The following is a 24,029-nucleotide window of genomic DNA, read 5'->3' as shown; positions in this document are numbered from 1 at the left end:
CGCCCTACTCCGCTGCGTCGAGGGCTTCCGCCAGCTCGCGCTCCAGCCCGTAGTAGCGCGCCCGGTCCCAGAAGCGCGGACGAGCGATGCCGGTCGAGCGGTGGCGGCCGATGATCTTGCCGTTCTCGTCCTCGCCCGTGATCTCGTAGACGAACAGGTCCTGGGTCACGATCACATCGCCCTCGAGGCCCACGACCTCGGTGATGTGGGTGATGCGGCGCGAGCCGTCCCTCAGACGCGCCGCCTGAATGATGACGTCGACCGAGCCCGTGATCATCTCGCGGATGGTCTTGGAGGGCAGTCCATAGCCCCCCATGGTGATCATGGATTCCATCCGGCTGATGGCTTCGCGCGGGCTGTTGGCGTGCAGCGTGCCCATCGAGCCATCGTGGCCGGTGTTCATGGCCTGCAGCAGGTCGAAGGCCTCGGGTCCGCGCACCTCGCCGACGATGATCCGCTCGGGACGCATCCGCAGACAGTTCTTCACCAGGTCGCGCATCGAGATGGTGCCCTGCCCCTCGAGGTTGGGCGGACGCGTTTCGAGGCGCACGACGTGCGGCTGCTGCAGCTGCAGTTCGGCCGCATCCTCGCAGGTGATGACCCGCTCGGTCGGATCGATGAAGGCCGTCAGGGTGTTCAGGAGCGTGGTCTTGCCCGACCCCGTACCACCCGAGATGACGATGTTGCAGCGGCAGGCGCCGATCACGCCCAGAACCCTAGCCCCTTCGGGACTGATGGAGGCGAACTCCACCAGGTTCTTCATCGTCAGCTTGTCTTTCTTGAACTTCCGGATCGTCAGGGTCGCGCCATCGATCGCCAGCGGCGGTGCGATGACGTTGACGCGGCTGCCGTCGGGAAGGCGGGCGTCGCAGATCGGGCTGCTTTCGTCCACGCGACGGCCGACCTGGGACACGATCCGCTGGCAGATGTTCATCAGCTGGGTGTTGTCGCGGAAGCGGACATTGGTCAGCTGGACCTTGCCGCCGACCTCGATGAAGACCCGGCCCGCGCCATTGACCATGATGTCGGCGATGTCGTCTCGCGCCAGAAGCGGCTCCAGCGGACCATAGCCCAGCACATCATTGACGATGTCCTGAACCAGATGCTCCTGCTCGGCCACCGACATCGAGACGTTCTTGATCGCGACCAGTTCGGCAACGATGTCGCGGATTTCCTCGGACGCCGCCTTGGTATCGAGCTGGGCCAGCTGTGCCAGATCGATGGTGTTCATCAGGGCGTTGAAGATCGTCGTCTTGGTCGCGTGGTAGTAGTCGCTCTGCTCGCGGACGATCTCGGTGACCGCCTGCGCCTTCTTCAGCTGCTCCAGTCCGGCCGTTGGCTTGGGTCCAGGCCCCTTGGCCGCCGGGGCCGCGGCTGCGGCCTTGGGCCGCGCGGCGAGCGCATCCAGCCGATCCGCAGGCGGCGCGCCCGTCGTGGTCGTCGAGGGCGGGAAATCGCCCTCGAGGTCATCGAACGACTCATCGCCATACCGAACGACGGGCATGGGGGAATCAGCAGCCGGGGTCGGCGCAGCCTGCGCATGGCCTGCGACACGCGCCTCCAGCGTCGCGGTACCGGTCGTTCCTGTGCGTTTACCGAACACTCGCGGTTCCCGTCAGCGCTTCTTGAACAGGTTGGCGAACAGCGACTTGCTCTCCGACGGAGGCTTGGTCTCTTTCGCGGCTTTCGGGGCCTTCGGCGCTTTCTGGGCCTTCGGAGCCGCACCGGGTTTGGCAGGCTTGCCCTTGGGCCCGGCCAGCACAGGCAGCTCACGGCGCGACACGATCTGCGCCAGTGTCTGGAAGGCCTCCGCCGACTTGGACTTGGCGCCGGCATCCAGGATCATCTGGCCGTTGTTGGCCGCAGCCCCGAACAGTTTCGGTTCGAAGGGGATGATCAGGCTGGGCAGGATTCCAAGCGCGTTGCCGAAATCCTTGACCGGGATCTCGGGCCGTCCGGGGACCCCCACCTGGTTGAGCACGAGCCGTGGCGGGGCATCGTTGGGGCGACCCTGCCGGATCAGATCGATCATGTTCTTGGCGTTGCGAAGGCTGGCGAGATCCGGCGTCGCAACGACGACCACTTCATCGGCCGCGATCAGCGTCTGGCGCATCCAGCCTGACCAGAGATGCGGGAGGTCCAGCACAACGAATGGCGCCGTCGAACGAATGCGGCTGGTAACCTCCTCGAAGGCCTCCGGACTGATGTCCCAGTCGGCATCCAGGGTCGCCGGCGCCGCAAACAGGCTCAGCTTGTCCGTGCAGCGGACCATCATCCGGTCCATCAGCACCGAGTCGAGGCGGTCCGGCTGGCCAAGCGCGTCGGCGACGCCGTTCAGCGGATCCTGGTTGAAGTCCAGCCCCGCGGTCCCGAACGGCAGATCGTAGTCGACGATGACAGTGTTGGCTCCGATCCGTTCGGAAATCGCATAGGCCGTGTTGTGGGCCACGGAGGAGGCGCCGGCACCGCCTCGTGCGCCGACGAAGGCAATGGAGCGACCGACGAACGGCTGGGCCGGATCCGAGAAGAGGCCCCCGATGGCCGCGATCAGCTGCAGCGGCTGCACGGGCGCGACCAGATATTCACTGACGCCGCGCCGCATCAGCTCGCGGAACAGCAGGATGTCGTTCGACAGGCCGATCACGACCACCTTGGTGCCCGCGTCGCAGCACTCGGCCAGCTGGTCGATCTGGGCGAGCAGGGCGTTGGGGTCCTCGAGGCATTCCACCACGATCAGGGGCGGTGTCGGTTCGTTCAGATAGGTCGAAATCGCCGCAGGAATCCCGCCGACCCGGATCTGGGTCGTCGCGCGGGACATGCGCCGATCCTGTCCGGCGCGCTCGGCCGAGGTCAGGGTATCCTGACGTTCGGCAAAGACATGGATGGCGATGCGCGGCACGGCGACTTCGGCGTGAAGACCGGTCGGCACGATGGCGGCCGAGGTATTGGCCACCAGATCGCCAACCGGATTGAAGGCGCTGACGTCCGGCGTCGCAGCGACCGTCGGGCTGGGGGCCGCGGGAGCCAGCGGGACGACCGTCGGTGTGGCCGACGGCGCGTCTTCGGCTGTCGGTGCCACAAAATGGAGAGGCTCGCGCGGATTGATGTCGGCCTCGGGCGGCTTCGCACCGATGATGGCATCCGGCTCGAAAGCGATGTCGAGGTCGAACTCTTCCTCGAAGGCATCGAAACTACGGGGGGCGATGGCTTGGGTCATGTTACGCTATTCCACCGCATTCGAGACTTGCTGGTTCGTGACCAGTTCTTCCCGCACACCTGCGGTCGGCTCGCCCTTGCGATATTTGTCGAACACCACGCTCCGGCGCGCCCCATCCGCCGGGGTCATCGCGCGCGGCGCCACGATATCGCGAGGATCGGCGATCTGGGCCGCCAGGTTAGCCGTGACCGCACAGCCGAAGTTTGCCGATGACTGGTTGTTGGCCGTCCGCGTCAGACTGCCCCACGCCTGGCCGCACTGGGGCACGCGGGCACGCAGGGATTCATAGCCGACCAGGACCGGCGCGCGGGGATCCGGCGCATTGTAGGCGACCACCTGAACCTGGTGCGCCGGGATACCGATCTGCTCCAGCAAGCCCTTGACCCGCCAGGCGAGGGCACTGGCGACCACATCCTGACCCGACGGGGCCTCGACGATGATGCTGGCGGCACCCTCCTGACCGAACCGGCGCGCCACATCGAGGACGGCATTCTGCTGGTTTGCAGACAGGCCTTCGTCATGCACCGCCAGAGCGATCCGCTCGATGCCGGGTTCGACCTGCAGGGTGAATCGCTGGGTCGGGGTCAGCGGAACCGGACCCAGACCTTCGGCCGGTGCACCCATGCAGCCCGCCAGAAGGGCACTGGCGGCCAAAGAGATCAGAAGCGTCTGACGGATCATCATGGTCCTCACTCGATCACATAGCCCACAGGTCCCTGCCATCCGCCGCCCTGGGCGGTGGGGGCCGGGGAGCCGTAGGCCTGGTTCAACTGGCCGAACAAAGTGGTCTGGATATCGGTCGGGATGCGCAGCCCGTCAGCGGGTGTCTGCAGCCGGCCCGGTGCGACAGGCGTGACGATATAGGGCTCGACGATCACGACCAGTTCGGTTTCTCCGGCGAGATAATCCCGCGACCGGAACAGCGTGCCGAGGACCGGCAGTCCGGTCATGCCCGGCAGGCCATCGATCTGCTGCCGGACCGTGTCCTGCAGCAGGCCTGCGATCATCATGGATCCGCCGGACGGAATCTCGACGGTGTTCTCGACACGTCGGACATTCACGCCGGCGATGCTGACGGCCGAAGACGTGCCGGCCCCCAGGGTCAGGCCGCCGTTGTTTGTCAGCTCGGAGACCTCGACCGAGATCTGCAGCGAGATCCGTCCTTCCGACAGCACGATGGGCCGGAAAGACAGGTTCACGCCGTACTTCTTGTACTCGATCGTGACGTTGCCATCGCGGTCGCGTCCGGTGGGGACGGGGAATTCACCCCCGGCAAGGAAACTCGCGCTCTCGCCGTTGACCGATGTCAGGTTCGGCTCTGCGAGAGCCCGGATCAGGCCGACACGCTCAAAGGCCTTGATGGTGGCTTCACCCCGGTTCAGGCCATCGCTGCCAGGCCCGGTCCCACGCTGGGCTGTGTCGAAATTGCTTGAGTCCTGGAAACTTTCGACCACAACCGGGCAGAGGGAGCCTGCTGGAAAGCCGCCGCCGCAGGGCTGCTGCTGCTGGAAATTGGTGGTCGTATCGTCAAGATAGCCGCCGGTGAGCCCGCCGAGGAGCCCGCCGTTGACACCGAAGGTCGCCGCCTGCCCCAGCAGGAACTGCGCTCCGTCGATCCGGCCGAGAATGGCATTGGTGTCGAACCCGAGCTGCTTGATCGCGGTGCGCTGCACCTCGACCACCCGCACCTTCAGCGTCACCTGATCCGAGCCGGCGACGCTGAGCATGTTCAGCACCTTTTCCGGAGTCGAGACGAAGGCACGGGCGACGGCTGCGACCCGCTCGCTTTCAGCGACGCTGGTCACAAGCCCCGTCAAGATGATGCTGTCATTGACCGCCTCCGCCCGCACCTGCGAACCCGGGGCGACGCGGCTGAGCGTGTCCTGAAGGGCGCTGACACCGGCATCGACCCGGACCCTCAGGGTCAGGATCGAGCGGCCCGCTGCATCCAGAAAGACGGCGTCCGTTTCGCCGGGCGCCAGGCCGATGACGGTGATGCGCCGCTGGCTGTGCAGCATGGCCTCGGCCACGGCCGGGTTGGACACGATGACATCGCGGGCATCGGCCGGCAGCTCGACCGCGAAGGACGTTCCGCGCGGAAGATTGACCAGTTGCGGTTCGGCTCCCATGGCGACCGAGCGTGGGCCTGGGTCTTCCGCCATGGCGGAGACCGGCACCATCGCCGTCGTGGTCATCAGGAGAGCGGCAGCGAGGGCAGAAAATCGGGACATGTTCGGGTGCCTCATTGGACCACCACCGTCTGGGGTTCATTGCCGCGGAACACGCGGACGGTCCGGGATTCCTGTGTCGCCTTGGGCGCGACACGGCCGCTCGGGCCGGCGGTATCGGCATAGGATCGCAGAACCAGCGACAGCTCGCCCTCGGACTTCGCGAGGGCCAGGGCTTCGGCGTCGCCCGGGCGAACTTCCAGGGTCGCAGTCGCACCGACCACGGCCTGTTCATCCTCTCCGGCACGGGTCGACTGGTCGATGGCCAGGACCTTGACGTTCTGCATCACGGTGGAGGATGCGAATTTGCTGCCTTCGGCATTGGTCATGTTTTCGAGCTTGGTTTCGCGCGTCAGCAGCACGTCCACCCGGTCGCCCGGCAGGATGAACCCGCCCGCAGCCGTCTCGACGGTGACCCGGATGGCCATCGCGCGGTAACCCGGCTCCAGGTAGGCCGCCATGTAGCCGCTATCGCCTGCGCGCACGATCTTGCGCGACACGATCGGCTCCCCGGCCAGGATGGGTTCGCGGACCACCGAACCGTAATAATCGGTTTCGCTGCCCCCCGTGGCGGCGACCGTCGCCTGGCGGGCAACCGTCGCGACGGCACCGGCCGGCGTTGCAGGCTCCGCGGCGTCCTTGTCTTCCGCCCTGGCGTCCTTGTCGTCCTCATCCCCGGGCAGTGCGACCGATCCGTCGGTGATGAAGGCTGGATTCACCTCGTCGACGGCCCAGTCCTTCCAGGCCAGATCCCCGTTGGCGAGGCGCTGACCCGGCTGCAGATCACGCGCGGCGACCAGAACCTTTGCCATCGGCCGCTCGGGCACGACGGCAGCGGCAGCGGTCGTCGTTGCGCCCCCGTCGGATGACCCGAGCGTGCGCACGACGATCGCAAGACCTATGGCAGCGACGGCAGCGATACAGATGACGGCGATACGGGCGGGCTTCATCGACGATCTCCGGCAGGCCGTGTTCGACGCGTGAGTCGGTCGATGGGCCGTTGTCTCGCGGAAACATGAACTGCCCGGGTTAACGCGTCCCTAAGGCCTGTCATTGCTGCCAATTTCAGGCTGTTAACCCTGAACGACCCCTCAGAGGGCGGCCATCATTCCGCTTGCCGGAAAGGCGATCAGGGCCCCGGCGGCGATCGCCACGCCATAGGGAATATCACCCTTGGGCTCCATCAGGCTCTGGAACCAGGCCGGGGTGCTGAGGAGGTAGGGCCTGGCATGGAAACGCGCGAACAGCAGGGCGAGGCAGAACAGACCGCCCATCACACCGGTCCACAACAGGAACATGCCGGAGCCTGTCACGCCCAGCCACAGGCAGGCCGAGGCCATGAATTTGGCGTCTCCGCCTCCGACCCAGCGCAGTGCAAACATGCCCATGCCGACAATCAGGGCCGCAAAGGCGACAGCGACATGGGCCGCCACGGTCTGCAGCGGCAGCCCGACGACGAAGGCTGTCGGAAAGAAGCCCAGGATCAGCAGACCGGATATCCAGTTCGGAATGGTCATGCTGGTCAGGTCCTTCAACCCGGCAACAATGGCGAGGGCCGGCAGCAGGCTGAGCAGGGCGAGCGCAAAGATGTCCATGATCCTGTCTCCCATGACGTCGGTTAAGGTCAGGTTGAAATCGGGGCCCCGCTGTTTCGCCGGGCCTTGATACGGTCAGCCAGCCAGAAAAAAGGGGTCGGAGCATTCCTGCCCCGACCCCTTCAGTTCGACTTGCGTCGGTGCGCTGTTTTAGGCGCCGGCTGTACCGCCCATGGCGACGGCCACATCGTTGAACTTGGTCTTCATCGACGTGCCCATTGCGGTGACAGCGGAGATGATGACGACAGCAATCAGGGCTGCGATCAGGCCGTATTCGATGGCCGTGGCGCCCGACTCGTCCTTGACGAACTGGGTAATGAACTTGGTCATGTAGATTTCCCTCACAAAGAAGCAGCGCACTAGGACGCCAGGTACTGAAACCGGGTCACCCCGGAAGCGGAGGGCTGGAACACATCCAGCCCTCCTTTACGCTACTGGATTGAGAACGACTTAGGCGCCGGCGGTTCCGCCCATGGCGACGGCCACGGAGTTGAACTTGGCCTTCATCGAGGTGCCCATTGCGGTCACGGCCGAAATGATAACCACGGCGATCAGGGCAGCGATCAGGCCGTATTCGATTGCCGTTGCACCCGACTCGTCTTTGACAAACTTGGTGATGAACTTGGTCATGGCTTATTCCTTTGAGTGAAGCAGTTGTAATAGTGAAGCGGTCTAACTTGGCCGGAGGGCGCCGGTTACCCGCTTCACCCCCAAACACAGGAGCATAATCACCCAGACCGGTTAAGGCTGAGTAGGCGGGGATGGTTACCGGCATTTTTACCTAAAAAAGTTCGGATAACAGAGGTTTGCCCTCTTGGCCTGAGTGTTCAGGATGGCGTTTCAGACTTTCTTGAGGTTTCGCAGCGACCTTGCGCACAGGCGTTCTCGCGCGCCCGCATCTTCAAGGTAGCCGCAATGATCCGTCGCAAACTCGCCGCCGCAGCATTCATCCTGCCTCTTCTCCTGTCTGGAGCCATGCCCGCGCATGCCCAGGAGGGAGGTCGTCTGTCGGTTCAGATCGACAGCATCCAGCGCGTCCAGCTCGGAGGCGCCGCGAGCGCCGTCATCGTCGGCAATCCCGCGATCGCCGACGTGACCGTGGTCGACCAGAACACCCTGTTCGTTACGGGCAAGGGCTATGGCGTCACCGAGGTCGTCGCTGTCGATGCGATCGGGCGCACGATCTTCCAGCGACAGATCATCGTGACCGGCGGATCAACCGGGGCCGTGCGTGTCTGGCGGGGAGCCCGCGCCACGGAAATGGCCTGTGCAGGCTCCTGCGAAACCAGCATCCGGGCCTCGGCTGATGCCGGGCCTGCCAACAGCCCCGTTCCCTGAACCATGACCCGGCGCCCCTCGAACAGGAAAGCTCAGCGCGACGGCCAGGCAGCCGTAGAGTTTGCCATGGTCGCCGCCCCCTTCTTCTTCATGCTTTTCGCCATCCTTGAGCTGGGTCTGGTGTTTGTGACCGACTCCACGATGGAGAATGCGGTGCAGGAAACCGGTCGTCTGGTCCGCACGGGCCAGGCCCAGGCGAGCGCCATGTCGGCCCAGACCTTCAAGGACGAGGTTTGCGAGCGGATGAGCCTGCTGGCGAACGACTGCACAAATCGCACGACCATCGACGTCCGCGTCATCGATCAGTTCCGCGACGTCAATCCGCCGGATCCCATGGCGGACGGAGAGACGTTCGACGACAGCGAACTCGTTTTCCAGACCGGACAGCCCGGCAGTCTGATCCTGGTGCGCGTCTGGTATGAACAGCCCCTCATCACGCCCTTCCTGAGCGAGGGCCTTTCGCGGCTCGGCAATGGCGAAATGGTCATGACCGCGACGACGACATTCCGGAACGAGCCCTACTGATGCGCCTCTTCGGACGTAAAGATCCCCTGCGTCGACTGATGGACGACCAGCGCGGCGTCTCCGCGGTGGAATTCGCCCTGATCGCGCCGATCATGATCTTCTTCTATTTTGGCCTGGCGGAGTTCTGCCAGGGCTATATGGCGCAGAAACGCATGGGCCATGCTGCCGCCATGGTGGGGGACCTCGTGTCCCAGTCGACGACCGATGTGACATCGGAACAGGTCGATGACATGTTCGCCATCGGCAACCTCATCCTGAAGCCGTTCGCGGCGGACAGCCTGGATCTGCGGATCACCAGCGTCACCCGCAACGTCAATGACACCATCACGGTGGACTGGAGCAAGGGCCGCGGCATGAGCCCGCTCGCAGAGGGCGCGACCGTGACCATTCCCCCGGACCTCATCGAGGATGGGGAAAGCCTCGTCATCAGTGAGGCCATCTATGAATATGACTCCCCCGTGGACTACCTCGTGCCGGCAGGGATCACGTTCAACCAGAAACATTACCTGCGCCCGCGCGCGGTCCAGAAGGTGAACTGCCCCGACTGCTGAGCGCGCGTCGTCGTCTGCGATCAGGGCTGACCGGCCAGGATCGCCTCGACGTCGGCCCGGCTGGGCAGCGAGGGCTGGGCACCCGCTCGGGTTGCCGCCAGAGCGCCCGCGGCACAGGCAAAGCGAAGCGCGGCCTCTCCGGACATCCCCTCCAGCAAGGCCACGGTGATGGCCCCGACAAAGGCATCCCCCGCCCCGGTCGCATCGACCGCCTCGACCGCTGGCGGCTCTGCTACCGCGATGACGCCGCCTCTGCGATAGAGGGCCGCGCCCCTGGCACCCCGGGTTATGGCCACCCACCCGCCCCCGTGATGGAGCAGGTCTCCATAGAAGGCCGCTTCGGTCTCGTTGACGACGATCAGGTCGGCCCGTCGAAGCAGTTGATCCGATACCGGAGCCGCCGGAGCCAGGTTGGCGCAGACAAACCCCGTCGACCGTCCCACCGCCGCCTCCACCGTCGCGACGGGCAGTTCCAGCTGGACGATCAGCGGCGCATCGATCCTTGCCGGCAGGTCTTCCAGCGTCACCTCATGATTGGCTCCGGGGGCCACGACGATCTGGTTCTCGCCCGCTGGATCGACAGCGATCAGGGCCACGCCGGTGGGTGCGGCCTTGTCGGTGATGACGCCGGACAGATCGACGCCGAATTCCTCCAGCAGAGCCAGGGCCTCGTCGGCCATGACATCGTCCCCGACCCGGCCCGCCAGACAGACCTCGGCCCCCAGCCTTGCGGCGGCCAGCGCCTGATTGGCACCCTTGCCGCCCGGATGGCGCGACAGGGTTGCGCCGCTGACCGTTTCACCGGGTCCGGGCAGGTGCGATGCCACCGCCACCAGATCAAGATTGATGGACCCCACGACCGTCAGTCTCATGCCAGCGACGGTCCCTGTTGCAGACGGTCTGTGATCAGTGAGAAGACCCCCTCGGCGTCCGCCGATGTTGCCCAGCGATGGCGCGCCGTGGCCGGGTCGACGCGAAATTCCACGGACGTATGCCCCCGTGTCAGCTCGGAGCCTGTCTCGACCTCGATCCGGCAGGGTCTGAGATTGAACAGGCCCGGATCCATCAACCATGCCACCGGACAAGGATCATGAACGGGCGGTGCGTCGCCACCCACGATCCGGCGTTCGACATCCTGCGAAAACCTCAGCATCGCAGCGGCCACATCGCCTGCCGGAGTCCCCAGCCGCGCCAGGGCTGCGATATGATCCTCGCTTGCGCGGACCTGATGGGTGGCATCCAGACCGATCATCACGACGTCGCAGGCACTTCTCAGCACCTCGTCGGCGGCCTCGGGGTCGGCCCAGACATTGTACTCGGCCGAGGCGGTGATGTTGCCGCCTTCCGACCGCGCCCCACCCATGACCACCACTGGCCCAAGCCTGGCCGCGATCATCGGAGCCTTCCGGAGCGCCATGGCCAGATTGGTCATCGGGCCAAGGACAACCAGGGCGACCGACTGCTCGGGCCGGGCCATGACCCGGTCGATGATCGCGTCAACGCCATGGCCGTCGGCGACACCCTTCGCTGCGGCGAAGGCGGCCATATAGCCCAGCCCCTCCTCACCATGGAATTCGCTGGCACCGGACGGCTTGCGACGGAGCGGCCGATCCACGCCCGGCACGACCGGCACATCCTCGCGACCCGCGATCTGGCGCAGCATCAGGGCGTTGCGCGTCGTCTTCTTCAGCGGCGCATTTCCCGCCACCGTGGTGATGGCCAGGACATCCAGTTCCGGCGCAGCGAGGGCCAGAAGCAGGGCCACGGCATCGTCCACGCCCGGGTCGCAATCGATAATCACACACTGACGCATCATTCGCGTCTTATCGACGGCAATACGCGGATCGCGCAAACGAAAACGCCCGGACCTGCGGGGTCCGGGCGTCGTCGGCAAAGCGGCAACCTGATCTAGAGCCCGATCACGCCGCCATCGTTCTTGGTGATGACGATCGTCGCCGAGCGGGGGCGCGAGGTCGGGGCCGGGCCGGTCTGCGACGCCGGCCAGTTGGACTGGAACGTCGCCGGGATGGTCGCGCCAACGTTTTCGCCCGGATGCTGGATGTTGACGAACATGGTCCGGCCGTCCGGCGTGGTGTCGACGCCGGTGATCTCGCAGCCGTTCGGCCCGACGAGGAAGCGACGCAGCTGCATCCCCGGCGCACGACCGACCGGCGTGGCCTGGGTGCGCGTGGCACCCGTTGCGTCCGTGTTGGTGATGGTCTTGACCGCGCCGTCGCCGACCACGCCCGGCATGGCGGCCAGCATCTGGTTGTTGGTCACGTCGGTGAAGGAGCCATCATCGGTCTGGATCCAGAGCAGGGGATTGACCAGCCCCGTGGCATTCGAGGCCCGGCCGAACCACAGACCATCCGGGCTGGAGAAGTCGTTGGAGGCATCGAGGCCCGACAGGTTGATGTTGGTCGCGTCGAGCGTCGAATCCGATCCGAACACATAGTTGTCCCAGACGAAGGTCGTCGCATCGGCCCGGTTGCCGGTCTCGCGCAGGCGGATGATGTGTCCGTTCGGATTGCCGCGCTGGGCCGTACCGTTGGTCCGCGGGTCGTTGTAGTGACGCGGGTTGGCGGCATCGGTCGCGCTGAGCGGACGCTGGGCTGCGGCGGTGTTGGTCAGGGTCAGATAGACCTCGCCGTTCACCGGGTTCACTGCAGCCCATTCCGGACGGTCCATCCGCGTGGCACCGACGGCATCGGCAGCTCCGCGGGTGTTGATCAGGACTTCCGCCTGGCTGGTGAAGGGATAGGCCACATTGGCGGCGGTCAGCGGACCCTGGCCGAAGACAAGCGGCAGCCAGGCTCCCGTCCCGTTGGCATCGAAGCGCGCCACATAGAGGGTACCGTTGTCCAGATACTTGTCGCCGATCGCCAGACGATCCGTGGCCTGGGCGTCTGCCGGGTTCCAGGCCGTGGCCGAGACGAATTTGTAGAAATACTCGTTGCGGCTGTCGTCGCCCATGTAGAACACCGGCGGTTGACCGGCCACGAAGTTCGAGGGCCAGGCGCCTTCATGCCCCATCCGGCCCAGGGCCGTGCGCTTGCGCGGCGTCGAGGCCGGGTTGAACGGGTCGATCTCGACGACCCAGCCATACTGGTTGGCTTCATGGCGATAGTCGCCCGTCCCGTCGGCCGGCTGGCCGGCGACCGCGGTCGCATTCCATTTGGCGAAACGGAAATCGCCGGGCGTCGTCGGGATCACCGAGGACCAGCTGTACGCCCCGGTGGTGCTGGTGACGCCATAGCGCGCCAGGGCAGCCGCTTCCTTGGCCGGGCGGTTCACGTTGTCGCTGGTCGGCCGGCGGAAGTAACCGGCCCAGTTCTCTTCGCAGGTCAGATAGCTGCCCCAGGGAGCATAGCCGTTGGCGCAGTTGTTGATCGTGCCGCGGGCGGCCACGCCAGTCGGCGAATAGACCGTGCGCAGCAGCGGAGCCCCACGCGCCGGACCGGAGATGTCGATCGGCGTGTTCGGCGTGATCCGGCGGTTGAAGGTCGAGTTCTGGACGTAGTTCCAGCCGTTCGTGCCGCGCAGGACCTCGACCACCGAGACGCCGTGGCATTCGATTTCCTTCAGCGCCTCACCCTCGACCCGGTTCGCGCCCGGCGTCTGGCCGTTCACATGAAGATAGGTCTCGGTGATGTTCTCGTGGTTCATCACCAGCAGGCCGCGGGTCGAGTTGCTGTCGTCGCGTGTGTTGGCGGTCGCCGACAGGCCGAAATAGCTCATCCCGTCGTGGTGATCCCCGACCCGGTTGGCGAAATTCGTGTCGGTGCCATTGTTGGCATAAACAGGGGTGGTCGCCGTCAGCGGATCACCCAGGCGGTACAGCACGGTGACCGTATAGCCCGTAGGCACGGTCACGACGTCGAGCTGGTTCTTGGGAATGGCGGTGAAACCCAGCACGGCCGGTCCGACGGTCACGACCGTTTCGTCGCCCGTTGTGCCCTGGGTCGCGCCCGTGGCCGTGAAGCGGAAGGTCAGCGGCGTCGAGGTCGCCACGCTGGGCGCGATGAAGGTCGCCGTGTTCGAAGAGGCATTGGTCAGGGTGACCGCCGGGCCGCCGGTCTGGATCCAGAGGACGGCCGTTGCGCCGGTCGCCGTTCCCGTCAGGGTGACAACCTTGCCGGCGGTGGTCGCAGCGGCCGCACCGGCCGAGACGGTGACTTCCGTGCCGGTGATGCCACCGCTGTCGGAACAGGCACCGACGCCGAACAGGGCCGCGACGGCCGTCATGCCGCCGAGCATCTGGCGGCGCGAGTTCCGCATCTCCAGAACGTCGCCAAAGGTCGGCTGGGTGGACGGATTGACGTCGATATCGCCGTCAGAGTGGCGGCCGGTCGGTTCCAGATCGTACATGATGTCCCCTCATGAAATGAACTTCCTCAGGAGCACAGGGATATCCGAGCGACGGCCGAATACGGTGTAGGGACCCTTACCGTTTGATGATCAATTTCGGATGTTTGGACGACGGATTCGCGCAAGATCGTCCGTGAGCCGATGGCTGGTCAGACGTCTGCCAGACACGCCGCCACGCACGCTCTGGCCAGCACTTCGGCGGAGTCGACAAGGGTCACATCGACCTCCGCCTGACCGAGCAGCAGGGGCACTTCGGTGCAGCCGGCGATGATCGCCCCGGCGCCGCCGTTGGCCAGCAGGGCAGCCAGCCGTCGCATCTCGGCCCGGGCCCGGTCCCCGGTGTCGCCCCGCTTCACGCCATAGACCAGGTCCATGAAGACATCGCGGTCGGCGCCGTCCAGCGTCATCAGCGAAAGGCCGTGCTGGCGAAGGGCTGTGCGATACAGGGCCTCCCCACCCGGCGTGGCCAGAACCCCGACCCATTCGGCCCCCGTCGCCCTGGCCGTAGCCGTGGTCTCGGCGATCATGTCGATGAACGGCAGGCCGGCCCTTCGGATACCCGCCGCCTGGGCGTGGGCGGTATTGCAGGGCATGGCCAGGACCTCGGCCCCCATGGTCTTCAGCTGTTCGGCCATCTCGCCCAGCACGGCCTCGGCCTTCTTCGGCGTCTTGTTCCGGTCCGGGACCTGCGGGTTCAGGTCCATCACCACGCGGATGTGATCGGCGTCGCCCTCTGCGGGCGTCAGCGCCTGCAGTTGCGCCAGAAACGCCACCGTCGCGGCGGGCCCCATGCCGCCCAGCACACCCAGAGTCTTCATCGCGCCGTCGCCTTCCTCGTCCCAGTGGTCCCGATGCCCGGGACCGGATCCTGCGCGCCCGACTGACCCCAAGGTCCAGTCCGGTCGCCTTATCCTCTGTTAGCGCGAAACCGCGAAAGCGCCAGCGCGACCTCCCGGACCCGCCTCGCATCGCCAGACCACTCGCAAGCCCCTCCGAGAGCATTCGCATCTCACTGCTATGCGAATTTGCAATCCGCGTCGCCGGAGATATGGTCCTCGCACGGGCATCGGGGGATGGTCATGACAGCATCGAGGACAGGTTTCACGCGGGCACCAGCCGGGGACCGCGTCTTTCCAGGCCTTGCCATCGCCATGGTGCTGATCGTGGTGGCCGGTTTTTCGGTCCAGCTGGCGACCGGGCGTTCCAGCTTCGAGGCCCCGCTGCTGGTGCATGCCCATGCCGTGGTCTTCATGGGATGGCTGGCGATCTTCCTCGTCCAGAACCTGCTCATCTTCACGGGTCAGGTGCGCTGGCACCGGCCACTGGGATGGCTGGCCGCCCTCTGGCTGGGGCCCATGCTGGTCCTGGGGTGGATGGTGACCGAGGCCATGGTCACTGCGGGTCGTGTCCCCTTCTTCTTCCGGCCCCTGCAGTTCCTGGTCTTCGATCCCCTGTCGCTCGTCACCTTCGTCGGCCTGACGATCGCGGCCATCGTGCTGCGCCGGTCGACGGACTGGCATCGCCGCCTGCACTATTCCGCCATGGCCATCCTGCTGGGGCCGGGCGTCGGACGCCTCCTGCCCCTGCCGCTGCTGGTCCCGTGGGCGTGGGAGGCGACGGCGGTCGTCACCCTGCTGTTTCCGGTCATCGGCATGGCCGTCGACTGGTTCAGAACGCGCAGGATCCATCCGGCCTGGGTCTGGGGCCTGGGAGTCCAGGTGGCGATGATCGTCGCGATCGAGGCCCTCACCTGGTCGCCGGCCGGGACCCTGCTGTACAATGCCGTCGTGGCGGGCACGTCGGGGGCCGCCGTCGCCGCCCTCGACTTCCCGCCCCCGCCCGGGCCACCGCCCGCGCCCGCCCCGGGCCCGGGTTCCGGCGCCTAAAGCGTGCCTTCCAGCTCGCCCTGATAGCCGAACAGGCCCTGGGCCCCGCCGGTGTGCAGGAAGACGACGGTTTCGCCGTGGAATTGGCCCTTCTGCGCCAGGGCGATGAGGCCCTTCATCGCCTTGCCGGTATAGACCGGGTCCAGCACGATGCCGTCGGTACGGGCGGCAAGCTTCAGCGCCTCGATCACGGCCCCGTCGATCAGGCCGTAGCCCTCCCCGACATAGTCGCAGTCGGCCACGACCATGTCGTCGCGGATCCGGTCCGGATGGCCCAGCAGGGCGGCCGTCTCGCGCGCCAGCTTCAGCACATTGGCTTCCTGCTTCTCCTTCGGGGCCCGGACGCCGATGCCCAGCACCGGGATGTCCGCCCCCATCACGGCCAGGCCGGCAACGAGACCGGCATGGGTTCCGGCACTGCCGGTCGCCGTCACGATCCGGTCGATCTTCAGATCCAGATCATCAGCCTGGACCACGATCTCGCGCGCGCAGTCGACATAGCCCAGCGCCCCGACCGCGTTCGATCCGCCACCCGGGATGATATAGGGCCGGCCGCCCCGCGCCTGGATCTCTTCGGCGGTGCGCTCCAGCTCGGCCGGCATGTCCGAGCCGCCCGGCACCCGGCGGATCACCGCCCCGAACAGCCGGTCCATCAGGACATTGCCGTTCTCGGTATAGTCGACGGCCTTCGACCCGGTGCGCTCCTCGAGGATGACCTCGCAGGCCATGCCATTGGCCACGGCCGCCGCCACCGTCTGGCGCACATGGTTGGACTGCACCGCCCCCTGGGTGACCAGGGTGTCGCAATCCTGTTCCCAGGCCTCGCCCAGCAGGAACTCGAGCTTGCGGGTCTTGTTGCCCCCGCCCGCCAGACCCGTGCAGTCATCCCGCTTGATCCACAGATCGACCCCCAGCGCCTGCGACAGGCGCGGCAGCGGCTCCAGCGGCGTCGGCAGATGGGCCAGTCGGATGCGGGGGAAGCGGGCGAGATGCATGGGCTGGGTTCCGGTTTTTTCCACCCTTAACCCGCGCCTCGCGTCGCCGCGAGCCCGACGTACCCAATCAGCCTATTCCTCCTCGCAACTGGCCTCCATGTCGGTGAAATGCTCGCAAGGGCTTGCAGCGTCGAGTGCGGGGCCGGCGCGGGTGACGACCGTGGCCCCGCCCTCCAGCGTCCGGTGCACCGGGCATTTGTCGGCGATCTCCAGCATCCGCGCCCGCTGCTCGGGGTCCAGCGCCCCCTCCAGGGTCAGGACCCGCTCGAACACATCGGCCGGGGTCTGGCCGGCGACCCGGGCATGGCGGACCTCCACCGAGGCGCGCTCCAGCGGCAGCCCCTTGCGCTGGGCATAGAGGCGCAGGGTCATGACCGTGCAGGCCCCGAGACCGGCAGCGACCAGATCATAGGGCGTCGGACCGGACGCCAGCCCGCCCACGGCAACGGGTTCGTCCGCCAGCAGCATGGCCCCGCCCGCCTCGACCCGGACCTGGAACTGGCCCGCCCCCGTCTCGGCCACCCGCACGACACCGTCCTCGGCCGGGACTGGCGCGGGTGTCGTCATGGGCGCCAGATAGCGCGAGGCCCAGGCAGCGATGACGCTGGCGGCATAGGCGGCATCCTGTGGATCGGACAGCAGGTGGTCGGCGGTATCCAGCGAGACGAAACTCTTGGGATGGCGCGCGGCCTGGAAGATGCCGGCGGCTTCCTCGATGCCCACAATGGCGTCGACGGGCGAATGCAGCACCAGCAGGGCCCGTTTCAACGACCCCAGCCGCGCGGCCTGATCCTGCATCCGCAGGTCATCGGCAAAGCCGGGTCCGACCGACACCGGTCGGCCGCCCACGCTGGCCGCATGGGTCTCGCCGTCCCGCAGGCCATCGACGCCGGGGCCCAGCAGCTTGAGCACATGGGCTACGTCAAAGGGGGCACCGACGGTGGCCACGGCACGGATGCCCGGCATCTGGCCCGCTGCGGCAATGGCCGCGGCCCCGCCGAGACTGTGACCGACCAGCAGGCCCGGCGCGCAGCCCTGCGCCGCCATATGCGCCCCGGCCGCGACCAGATCGCCGACGTCGACGCTGAACCCTGCGGGCGTCGTTTCGCCGCTGGCCTCGCCGATCCCGGCAAAGTCCAGCCGCAGGGTGCCCACCCCCTCGGCCGCCAGGGCCCGGCTGATCCGGGTGGCGGCCAGATTGTCCTTGCCGCAGGTGAAACAGTGGGCAAACAGCGCCCAGGCCCGGACCTGACCGTCCGGCCGATCCAGCCGCGCCCGGACGCCTCGGCCACCGGCGACCTCGAAGTCGAAATTCTCACTCTGCATGTCGCTACTCCCGCTGGGGGGCCAGCCTAGCTCGCCTGTTCGTCTGCCGCGCGCCAAAGGTTTCCAATCGCGCACGAACCGCCTATCGTCGTGTCGTTCTCCCGGGGGTCGCGCCAGAGCGACTGAGATTGGCGTGATCGCCTGACCGGTCGAACCTGATCCGGGTCATGCCGGCGAAGGGATGAGACCACACGGTTCCCGCGCACGCGGGAGGTCTCGTCATTCCCGCGAAAGCGGGAACCGACGCCGGTGCGACCCTCCACCCGGAGGCCGCCATGAACATCCACGTCACGCCCGAATACGCAGCCGCAGAAGCCGAGGCTCAAGCCGCGAGCGAGAGCCTCCCGCCGAAGGACGAGGCTCAAGCAGCGATCGGCCGCGCCGAGAGCGATAGCCTCCCACTCAAGGACGCCCGTGACCAGGTGATGCGCGAGACCGGGACCATCCCGACCGGTGAACGGGCCGGGTCGCGCAAGGTCTATGTCGCCGGCGAGCTGTTCCCCGACATCCGCGTGCCCTTCCGCGAGGTGGCTGTCCATCCGAGCGCCAACGAGCCGCCGGTGACCATCTATGATTCCTCGGGCCCCTATACCGACCCCACGGTCACCATCGACATCCAGCGCGGCCTGCCGCGGGTCAAGTCCAGCTGGCAACTGGACCGCGGCGACATCGCGCCCGTCGCCAACCCCCGCGAGGTCAAGCCCGAGGACAATGGACACGCCAGCGGCAAGAACCTGGCCCCCCGGTTCGACACCCAGCATCACCGCGTCTTCAAGGGCGTCGAGGGCCGTCCGGTCACCCAGTATGAGTACGCCAGGGCCGGGATCATCACCCCCGAGATGGAATATGTGGCCATCCGCGAGAACCTGCAGCGCGAGCAGGCCGCCCCCTGCATCCGCGACGGCGAGGACTTCGGCGCCAGCATCCCCGACTTCGTGACCCCCGAGTTCGTGCGCCAGGAGATCGCCCGCGGCCGGGCCATCATCCCCCACAACATCAACCACCCCGAAGTCGAGCCGATGATCATCGGCCGCAATTTCCTGGTCAAGATCAACGCCAACATCGGCAACTCGGCCGTGCTGTCGTCGGTCGACGACGAGGTCGACAAACTGGTCTGGGCCACCCGCTGGGGGGCCGACAATGTCATGGACCTCTCGACCGGCCGCAACATCCACAACATCCGCGACTGGATCATCCGCAACTCCAGCGTCCCGATCGGCACGGTGCCGATCTATCAGGCGCTGGAGAAGGTCAATGGCGTGGCCGAGGACCTGACCTGGGAGGTCTTCCGCGACACCCTGATCGAACAGGCGGAACAGGGCGTCGACTATTTCACCATCCACGCCGGGGTGCGCCTGCCCTTCGTGCCCCTGACGGCGAAACGCGTCACCGGCATCGTCAGCCGGGGCGGGTCCATCATGGCAAAATGGTGCCTGAGCCACCACAAGGAGAGCTTCCTCTACGAGCATTTCGAGGACATCTGCGACATCATGCGGGCCTATGATGTGTCGTTCAGCCTCGGCGACGGCCTGCGCCCCGGCTCCATCGCCGACGCCAATGACGAGGCCCAGTTCGCCGAGCTGCGCACTCTGGGTGAACTGACGAAGATCGCCTGGGCCAAGGGCTGCCAGGTGATGATCGAGGGCCCCGGCCATGTGCCGATGCACAAGATCAAGGCCAACATGGATGAGCAGCTGAAACACTGCCACGAGGCGCCCTTTTATACATTGGGGCCGCTGACCACCGACATCGCGCCGGGCTATGACCACATCACCAGCGCCATCGGGGCGGCCATGATCGGCTGGTTCGGCACGGCCATGCTCTGCTACGTCACGCCCAAGGAACACCTGGGCCTGCCCGACCGCCAGGACGTCAAGGACGGGGTGATCACCTACAAGATCGCCGCCCACGCCGCCGACCTGGCCAAGGGCCACCCTGCCGCCCGGATGCACGACGACGCCCTGAGCCGCGCGCGGTTCGAGTTCCGCTGGGAAGACCAGTTCAACCTCGGCCTCGACCCCGAGACCGCCCGCAAATACCACGACGCCACCCTGCCCAAGGAAGCCCACAAGACCGCCCATTTCTGCTCCATGTGCGGCCCGAAATTCTGCTCCATGAAGATCAGCCAGGACATCCGCCGGGATGCGGCGGCGCAGAACGACGCGGGCGAGTCGCTGATGGATGCGGCCACCGCGGAAGCCGGGATGGCGGAGATGAGCGCGAAATTCCGCGCCGGGGGCGGGGTGGTGGAAGTGAAGGTGCCGGGCTGAGCGATCCCACTGATCCGCTCATCCCGGCGAAAGCCGGGACCCGGGGCTTTGGGCGGGTCACCTGTCCGGTCATGCGGGGCTGGCCGTCCGGGTCACGGGTCTCGCGAAAGAACGGGTTCCCGGCTTTCGCCGGGATGAGCGGATGGGGCGGGGGCCAAGCGGAAAAAATACCGTCTTGATCGTCCCGCTCGGTTCGATCAGCACCGGGCGTAAACGGTGTCTGGATTGTCTGGATTGTCTGGATTGCGCCTCCGTCCGGGGGTGAAATCGCACAGTCTACACCCTGGCGAAAGGCTGTCGGGGACGTCGGGGCGAGCGCGGCGGGGTGAGAGCCTCTTTCCCCCTGTCGTCATCCTCCGGCAAGCCGCGCCTTCGCGGCGCAGACCGGGGGAGCCAGCGGCGTGCGGAAGCACGACCCTGTCGCGGACACCGGAGCTTCGGAAATTTGGCCTGAACAGATCGCCTTCGGCACCGCTGGGTCCCCCGGTCTCCGCTTCGCTACGCCGGAGGATGACGATGGACTGGAGCCGGAGCGTGACGAAGGAGAGGATCGGTCACCCCCCCCATCCCTTTGACCCGGCCCGCGACCCGGTTCACAAGCGGTCAAAACAGGGAGACAGCGTGGGCGGAGCGGTGGTGATCGTGGGGGGCGGGTATTCGGGGGCCATGCTGGCCGCCCGGCTGGCCGAGCGGGGCGTCGCCTCGGCCCTGATCGATCGCGGCGGGGATTTCGGGCGGGGCGTGGCCTATGCGACGCTGTTCGAGGGGCATCTGCTGAATGTGCGCTCGGCCCGGATGAGCGCGGTGGACGGCGATCCCGGCCATTTCGTGCGCTGGCTGGAGACGCACCGGCCCGACCATGCCGATCCCGACGGCTTTGCCCCGCGCCGGGTGTTCGGCGACTATGTGCAGCACCGGCTGGCGACCGTGGATGCCGCCTGTCCCGGCCTCATCACCCGGATCACGGGGACGGTGGCGGCGATCGGGACGGACGCTGTGGTGCTGGAGGACGGCCGCCGGCTGAAGGCGCGGGCCGTGGTGCTGGCCACCGGCAATCCGGCCCCGCGCACGGCCCCGGCGGGAGCCTCGGAGCGGGTGATCGCCGATCCCTGGGCTCCCGGGGCGCTGGAGCGGATCGGGGCGGAGGACGATGTGCTGATCATCGGCACGGGCCTGACCATGGTCGACATGCTGCTGATGCTGGAGGGCCGGGGCTGGCGCGGGCGGGCGACGGCCCTGTCGCGGCGCGGCCTGATGCCCCGGGCCCACGGACCCAGACCCGATGTGCCCGCGCCGCTGGAGGCCGGGCTGCTGGAGGGGCCGCTGTCGGGGCGGCTGGCGCTCGCGCGGACGGTGGCGGGACGCGAGGGCTGGCGCTCGCTGATGGAGACGCTGCGGCCGCTGACGGCCGACGCCTGGCAGGCCGCGGACCCGGCGATCCGGGGACGGATCGTGCGGCACCTGCGACCCTGGTGGGATGTGCACCGGCACCGGATTGCGGGGTCGATCGCCGGGGCGCTGGAGCGGCTGAAGGCGGACGACCGGCTGACGATGACCGCCGGGCGGGTGGTGGCGATCCGGCCGGGGGCGGCCTCCGTGTCGCTGGACTGGACCCCGCGCCATGGACCGGCCCGGCCGGCGCTCACGGCGGACTGGCTGATCGACTGTTCGGGGCCGGGCCATGATCCGGCGCGCGACGGCCTGACCGGGCCCCTGCTGGCGTCCGGGCGGGCGCGGATGGACGCCCTCAGACTGGGGCTGGATCTGGACGATCAGGGCCGGGTGCTGGACGCCGAAGGCCGCGCCGATGACCGGCTGTTCGTCCTCGGCCCCCCGGCCCGCGCCGCCTTCTGGGAAACCATCGCCGTGCCCGACATCCGCAAGCGAATCGAGGCGGTGGCGGCCGCGCTGCAGTAACCTGCCCCGTTCATCCCGGCGAAAGCCGGGACCCAGAACTTTGGGCGCGCGGATCAATCATTGAGCCCGATCCGCCAATCCCGCGCACCGGTCTCGTGAAAGAACTGGGTCCCGGCTTTCGCCGGGATGAGCGGAATAGAAATACGGGGCTCAAGTCGCGCGAAGCGCGGTAGCCCCAGAAATCCCGGGCTCAAGTCGCGCGAAGCGCGGTAGCCCCAAAAAGAAAGAGGCGGCCTTTCGACCGCCTCTCCCGCCTCTCCCTGCCGCAATCAGGCGGCGGTCTTTTCGCCCTCGATCAGGGGCTTGGCCGTGCCGATCGGGATGCTGCGGGGCTTGAGCGCCTCGGGCAGTTCCCGCTTCAGGCTGATGGCCAGCAGGCCGTTGTCGAGGCTGGCCTCGGTCACGACCACATAGTCGGCCAGCTGGAAACGGCGCTCGAAGTCGCGCTCGGCCAGGCCGCGATGCAGGTATTTGCGGGCCGCATCGTCATTGGCGGCCTTCTTGCCCGTGACGGTCAGCAGGTTTTCCTTGACCTCGAGGTTCAGCTCCTCGGGCTTGAAGCCGGCCACGGCGATCTCGATCCGGTAGGCGTTCTCGCCCGTCGTCTCGATATTGTAGGGGGGCCAGCCGGTGGTCTCGCCGGTGCGCGCGGCGTTTTCCAGCAATCCGGCCAGACGGTCGAAGCCGACGGCGGAACGGTACAGGGGTGTCAGGTCCAGGGTACGCATAGGTCTATCCTCCTGAGGATCAGCAAGGTTGAAGGTCAGTCCGTGGCGGTCCCGAAAAAGGCCCCGCCGGGTCTGGAGCGCCCGGTATCGGCACGCTCGGAAGTGAATTTGGGAAGGCTTGCCGCGACGTCAAGGGGGTGGATCGGTGCTTGCCCCGGACGCTCCGTGCCGTATGGATAATGCCAACCCTGCCCGCTGCACCGGAGATCTCCCATGCGCCTGCTCGCCTCAACATCTGTCGTCGCCACCGTCCTCGCCCTGGCCCTGCCCGCGGCTGCCCAGGTCCTGCCGACCACCGCCAGCGAAACCCCGGCCGAGCGCACCGCCCGCCGCGCCGCCATGACCCCGCCCGTGCTTCTGGAAGACGCCGCGCTGCAGGCCGCCGTGACGTCGTCCACCCGCCCGGCCGCCGATGTGGCGCGCGACGTCTACCGCCATCCGGTCGAAAGCCTGACCTTCTGGGGCCTGACCCCCGGCACCACGATCGTGGAGATCTCGCCCGGCCGTGCCGGCTGGTGGACCGCGATCCTGAAACCCTATGCCGAGGCGACCGGCGGCCAGTATGTGGCGGTCAACAACCCCGCCGAGTCGATGGTCGTCGCGGACGGCACCGCCGACATGGTCCTGGTGGCCCGCGCCTTCCACAACTGGCACCGCGCCGGCCGGACCGCGCCCTTCCTGCAGGCCTTCCACAAGGCGCTGAAGCCCGGCGGTATCCTGGCCATCGAACAGCACCGCGCCATCGAGGGCACCAATCCGGACCAGACCGCCTCGACCGGCTATGTCTCCGAGAGCTACATCATCAAGGCCGCCCAGGACGCCGGTTTCGTGCTGGAGGGCCGCAGCGAGCTGAACGCCAACCCCAAGGATGACCGCGACCACCCCTATGGCGTCTGGACCCTGCCGCCGGTCCGTACCAGCGCGCCGCGCAATGGCGTTGCCACCGACCGGCCCACGCCCCTGACCGAGGCCGAACGGGCCCAGTATGATGCGATCGGCGAAAGCGACCGCATGACCCTGCGGTTCCGCAAGCCGGCCTGAGACCGGCTTTGACCGGCTCTGCGAACCGCCTTAAGCCAGCCACG

Annotated in this window: 22 protein-coding genes and 1 riboswitch; of the genes, 7 read left to right on the top strand and 15 right to left on the bottom strand. The window is 67.1% G+C overall.

Annotated features, from left to right (window positions below; genetic code table 11):
• Nucleotides 1-4: 4 nt before the first annotated feature.
• The 8 genes from GGR13_RS14190 to GGR13_RS14155 all read right to left on the bottom strand — a co-directional run bounded on the left by GGR13_RS14190 (nucleotide 5) and on the right by GGR13_RS14155 (nucleotide 7,670).
• Nucleotides 5-1,504, bottom strand: coding sequence for a TadA family conjugal transfer-associated ATPase (locus GGR13_RS14190; protein ID WP_425486104.1), 1,500 nt, complete (start codon nucleotides 1,502-1,504; stop codon nucleotides 5-7).
• A gap of 111 nt (nucleotides 1,505-1,615) precedes the next feature.
• The gene (locus GGR13_RS14185) at nucleotides 1,616-3,217 is read right to left on the bottom strand and encodes a CpaE/TadZ family protein (protein ID WP_183214244.1); all 1,602 of its coding nucleotides are present in this window, start codon (nucleotides 3,215-3,217) and stop codon (nucleotides 1,616-1,618) included.
• A 6-nt stretch (nucleotides 3,218-3,223) separates the two neighbouring features.
• The gene (locus GGR13_RS14180; RefSeq protein WP_246347890.1) at nucleotides 3,224-3,901 is read right to left on the bottom strand and encodes a CpaD family pilus assembly protein; all 678 of its coding nucleotides are present in this window, start codon (nucleotides 3,899-3,901) and stop codon (nucleotides 3,224-3,226) included.
• A gap of 5 nt (nucleotides 3,902-3,906) precedes the next feature.
• Nucleotides 3,907-5,448 carry a type II and III secretion system protein family protein gene (locus GGR13_RS14175; RefSeq protein ID WP_246347889.1) on the bottom strand — a complete coding sequence of 514 codons (1,542 nt, stop codon included), beginning with the start codon at nucleotides 5,446-5,448 and terminating at the stop codon, nucleotides 3,907-3,909.
• Nucleotides 5,449-5,459: 11 nt separating this feature from the next.
• Nucleotides 5,460-6,395 (bottom strand): Flp pilus assembly protein CpaB, encoded by a 936-nt coding sequence (cpaB, locus tag GGR13_RS14170; RefSeq protein ID WP_183214242.1) that lies wholly within the window; start codon nucleotides 6,393-6,395, stop codon nucleotides 5,460-5,462.
• Between the two features lie 141 nt (nucleotides 6,396-6,536).
• A complete protein-coding gene (locus GGR13_RS14165) occupies nucleotides 6,537-7,055 on the bottom strand; it encodes an A24 family peptidase (protein WP_246347888.1) in 519 nt (172 codons plus the stop codon).
• A 135-nt stretch (nucleotides 7,056-7,190) separates the two neighbouring features.
• Nucleotides 7,191-7,370 (bottom strand): Flp family type IVb pilin, encoded by a 180-nt coding sequence (locus GGR13_RS14160; protein WP_183214241.1) that lies wholly within the window; start codon nucleotides 7,368-7,370, stop codon nucleotides 7,191-7,193.
• A 120-nt stretch (nucleotides 7,371-7,490) separates the two neighbouring features.
• Nucleotides 7,491-7,670, bottom strand: coding sequence for a Flp family type IVb pilin (locus GGR13_RS14155; protein WP_183214240.1), 180 nt, complete (start codon nucleotides 7,668-7,670; stop codon nucleotides 7,491-7,493).
• 285 nt (nucleotides 7,671-7,955) lie between these two features.
• On the opposite strand from GGR13_RS14155, the gene GGR13_RS14150 reads away from it, so the two are divergent.
• The 3 genes from GGR13_RS14150 to GGR13_RS14140 are packed head-to-tail and all read left to right on the top strand — an operon-like array spanning nucleotide 7,956 to nucleotide 9,454.
• Complete coding sequence (locus GGR13_RS14150; protein WP_183214239.1) at nucleotides 7,956-8,378, top strand: pilus assembly protein N-terminal domain-containing protein; 423 nt, start codon at nucleotides 7,956-7,958, stop codon at nucleotides 8,376-8,378.
• A 3-nt stretch (nucleotides 8,379-8,381) separates the two neighbouring features.
• Entirely contained in the window at nucleotides 8,382-8,903 is a 522-nt protein-coding gene (locus tag GGR13_RS14145; protein WP_183214238.1) for a TadE/TadG family type IV pilus assembly protein, read from the top strand.
• On the top strand, nucleotides 8,903-9,454 hold the full coding sequence (locus tag GGR13_RS14140; RefSeq protein WP_183214237.1) for a TadE/TadG family type IV pilus assembly protein: 552 nt from the start codon (nucleotides 8,903-8,905) through the stop codon (nucleotides 9,452-9,454). The genes GGR13_RS14145 and GGR13_RS14140 overlap by 1 nt, the downstream gene beginning before the upstream one ends.
• 20 nt (nucleotides 9,455-9,474) lie before the next feature.
• Here the strand turns inward: GGR13_RS14140 and GGR13_RS14135 are convergent, their stop codons facing one another.
• The 4 genes from GGR13_RS14135 to cuyB all read right to left on the bottom strand — a co-directional run bounded on the left by GGR13_RS14135 (nucleotide 9,475) and on the right by cuyB (nucleotide 14,640).
• A complete protein-coding gene (locus GGR13_RS14135) occupies nucleotides 9,475-10,326 on the bottom strand; it encodes a ribokinase (RefSeq protein WP_183214236.1) in 852 nt (283 codons plus the stop codon).
• Nucleotides 10,323-11,270, bottom strand: a complete 948-nt coding sequence (locus GGR13_RS14130) for a nucleoside hydrolase (RefSeq protein WP_183214235.1) — start codon at nucleotides 11,268-11,270, stop codon at nucleotides 10,323-10,325. The genes GGR13_RS14135 and GGR13_RS14130 overlap by 4 nt, the downstream gene beginning before the upstream one ends.
• 92 nt (nucleotides 11,271-11,362) lie before the next feature.
• On the bottom strand, nucleotides 11,363-13,822 hold the full coding sequence (locus GGR13_RS14125) for a PhoX family protein (protein ID WP_183214234.1): 2,460 nt from the start codon (nucleotides 13,820-13,822) through the stop codon (nucleotides 11,363-11,365).
• 149 nt (nucleotides 13,823-13,971) lie between these two features.
• Entirely contained in the window at nucleotides 13,972-14,640 is a 669-nt protein-coding gene (cuyB, locus tag GGR13_RS14120) for a cysteate racemase (protein WP_183214233.1), read from the bottom strand.
• Nucleotides 14,641-14,901: 261 nt separating this feature from the next.
• Between cuyB and GGR13_RS14115 the strand changes: the two genes are divergently transcribed.
• The gene (locus GGR13_RS14115; RefSeq protein WP_221230724.1) at nucleotides 14,902-15,708 is read left to right on the top strand and encodes a hypothetical protein; all 807 of its coding nucleotides are present in this window, start codon (nucleotides 14,902-14,904) and stop codon (nucleotides 15,706-15,708) included.
• Here the strand turns inward: GGR13_RS14115 and cuyA are convergent.
• Both cuyA and GGR13_RS14105 read right to left on the bottom strand, forming a co-directional pair.
• Nucleotides 15,705-16,703 carry a D-cysteate sulfo-lyase gene (cuyA, locus tag GGR13_RS14110; protein ID WP_183214232.1) on the bottom strand — a complete coding sequence of 333 codons (999 nt, stop codon included), beginning with the start codon at nucleotides 16,701-16,703 and terminating at the stop codon, nucleotides 15,705-15,707. The two genes, GGR13_RS14115 and cuyA, sit on opposite strands and share 4 nt — an antisense overlap.
• Before the next feature lie 72 nt (nucleotides 16,704-16,775).
• Nucleotides 16,776-18,029, bottom strand: a complete 1,254-nt coding sequence (locus tag GGR13_RS14105) for a bifunctional alpha/beta hydrolase/OsmC family protein (RefSeq protein WP_183214231.1) — start codon at nucleotides 18,027-18,029, stop codon at nucleotides 16,776-16,778.
• A 91-nt stretch (nucleotides 18,030-18,120) separates the two neighbouring features.
• Nucleotides 18,121-18,229: riboswitch (TPP riboswitch) on the top strand.
• 225 nt (nucleotides 18,230-18,454) lie between these two features.
• Here GGR13_RS14105 and thiC point away from each other — a divergent pair.
• The gene (thiC, locus tag GGR13_RS14100) at nucleotides 18,455-20,299 is read left to right on the top strand and encodes a phosphomethylpyrimidine synthase ThiC (protein WP_183214446.1); all 1,845 of its coding nucleotides are present in this window, start codon (nucleotides 18,455-18,457) and stop codon (nucleotides 20,297-20,299) included.
• A 534-nt stretch (nucleotides 20,300-20,833) separates the two neighbouring features.
• Nucleotides 20,834-22,216: an FAD/NAD(P)-binding protein gene (locus tag GGR13_RS14095; RefSeq protein WP_343060423.1), complete on the top strand. Its 1,383-nt coding sequence runs from the start codon at nucleotides 20,834-20,836 to the stop codon at nucleotides 22,214-22,216.
• A 269-nt stretch (nucleotides 22,217-22,485) separates the two neighbouring features.
• Here GGR13_RS14095 and GGR13_RS14090 read toward each other — a convergent pair whose 3' ends face one another.
• Nucleotides 22,486-22,944, bottom strand: a complete 459-nt coding sequence (locus GGR13_RS14090) for an Hsp20 family protein (protein ID WP_183214229.1) — start codon at nucleotides 22,942-22,944, stop codon at nucleotides 22,486-22,488.
• Nucleotides 22,945-23,157: 213 nt separating this feature from the next.
• Between GGR13_RS14090 and GGR13_RS14085 the strand changes: the two genes are divergently transcribed.
• The gene (locus GGR13_RS14085; protein ID WP_183214228.1) at nucleotides 23,158-23,985 is read left to right on the top strand and encodes a class I SAM-dependent methyltransferase; all 828 of its coding nucleotides are present in this window, start codon (nucleotides 23,158-23,160) and stop codon (nucleotides 23,983-23,985) included.
• The last annotated feature ends 44 nt before the right edge of the window (nucleotides 23,986-24,029 follow it).

It is taken from the genome of Brevundimonas variabilis, from assembly GCF_014199945.1.
In the GTDB taxonomy this organism is placed as follows: domain Bacteria; phylum Pseudomonadota; class Alphaproteobacteria; order Caulobacterales; family Caulobacteraceae; genus Brevundimonas; species Brevundimonas variabilis.
This window is presented reverse-complemented; position numbering and strand designations above follow the sequence as displayed.

Coding starts and splice junctions, on each gene's coding strand:
- cuyB (WP_183214233.1), bottom strand. CDS start 14,640: ATGAAGACTCTGGGTGTGCTGGGCGGCATGGGGCCCGCCGCGACGGTG.
- GGR13_RS14150 (WP_183214239.1), top strand. CDS start 7,956: ATGATCCGTCGCAAACTCGCCGCCGCAGCATTCATCCTGCCTCTTCTC.
- GGR13_RS14135 (WP_183214236.1), bottom strand. CDS start 10,326: ATGAGACTGACGGTCGTGGGGTCCATCAATCTTGATCTGGTGGCGGTG.
- GGR13_RS14115 (WP_221230724.1), top strand. CDS start 14,902: ATGACAGCATCGAGGACAGGTTTCACGCGGGCACCAGCCGGGGACCGC.
- GGR13_RS14185 (WP_183214244.1), bottom strand. CDS start 3,217: ATGACCCAAGCCATCGCCCCCCGTAGTTTCGATGCCTTCGAGGAAGAG.
- GGR13_RS14180 (WP_246347890.1), bottom strand. CDS start 3,901: ATGATGATCCGTCAGACGCTTCTGATCTCTTTGGCCGCCAGTGCCCTT.
- GGR13_RS14175 (WP_246347889.1), bottom strand. CDS start 5,448: ATGTCCCGATTTTCTGCCCTCGCTGCCGCTCTCCTGATGACCACGACG.
- GGR13_RS14160 (WP_183214241.1), bottom strand. CDS start 7,370: ATGACCAAGTTCATTACCCAGTTCGTCAAGGACGAGTCGGGCGCCACG.
- GGR13_RS14125 (WP_183214234.1), bottom strand. CDS start 13,822: ATGTACGATCTGGAACCGACCGGCCGCCACTCTGACGGCGATATCGAC.
- GGR13_RS14130 (WP_183214235.1), bottom strand. CDS start 11,270: ATGATGCGTCAGTGTGTGATTATCGATTGCGACCCGGGCGTGGACGAT.
- thiC (WP_183214446.1), top strand. CDS start 18,455: ATGCGCGAGACCGGGACCATCCCGACCGGTGAACGGGCCGGGTCGCGC.
- GGR13_RS14145 (WP_183214238.1), top strand. CDS start 8,382: ATGACCCGGCGCCCCTCGAACAGGAAAGCTCAGCGCGACGGCCAGGCA.
- cuyA (WP_183214232.1), bottom strand. CDS start 16,703: ATGCATCTCGCCCGCTTCCCCCGCATCCGACTGGCCCATCTGCCGACG.
- GGR13_RS14090 (WP_183214229.1), bottom strand. CDS start 22,944: ATGCGTACCCTGGACCTGACACCCCTGTACCGTTCCGCCGTCGGCTTC.
- GGR13_RS14140 (WP_183214237.1), top strand. CDS start 8,903: ATGCGCCTCTTCGGACGTAAAGATCCCCTGCGTCGACTGATGGACGAC.
- GGR13_RS14165 (WP_246347888.1), bottom strand. CDS start 7,055: ATGGGAGACAGGATCATGGACATCTTTGCGCTCGCCCTGCTCAGCCTG.
- GGR13_RS14190 (WP_425486104.1), bottom strand. CDS start 1,504: ATGCCCGTCGTTCGGTATGGCGATGAGTCGTTCGATGACCTCGAGGGC.
- GGR13_RS14155 (WP_183214240.1), bottom strand. CDS start 7,670: ATGACCAAGTTCATCACCAAGTTTGTCAAAGACGAGTCGGGTGCAACG.
- GGR13_RS14105 (WP_183214231.1), bottom strand. CDS start 18,029: ATGCAGAGTGAGAATTTCGACTTCGAGGTCGCCGGTGGCCGAGGCGTC.
- GGR13_RS14085 (WP_183214228.1), top strand. CDS start 23,158: ATGCGCCTGCTCGCCTCAACATCTGTCGTCGCCACCGTCCTCGCCCTG.
- cpaB (WP_183214242.1), bottom strand. CDS start 6,395: ATGAAGCCCGCCCGTATCGCCGTCATCTGTATCGCTGCCGTCGCTGCC.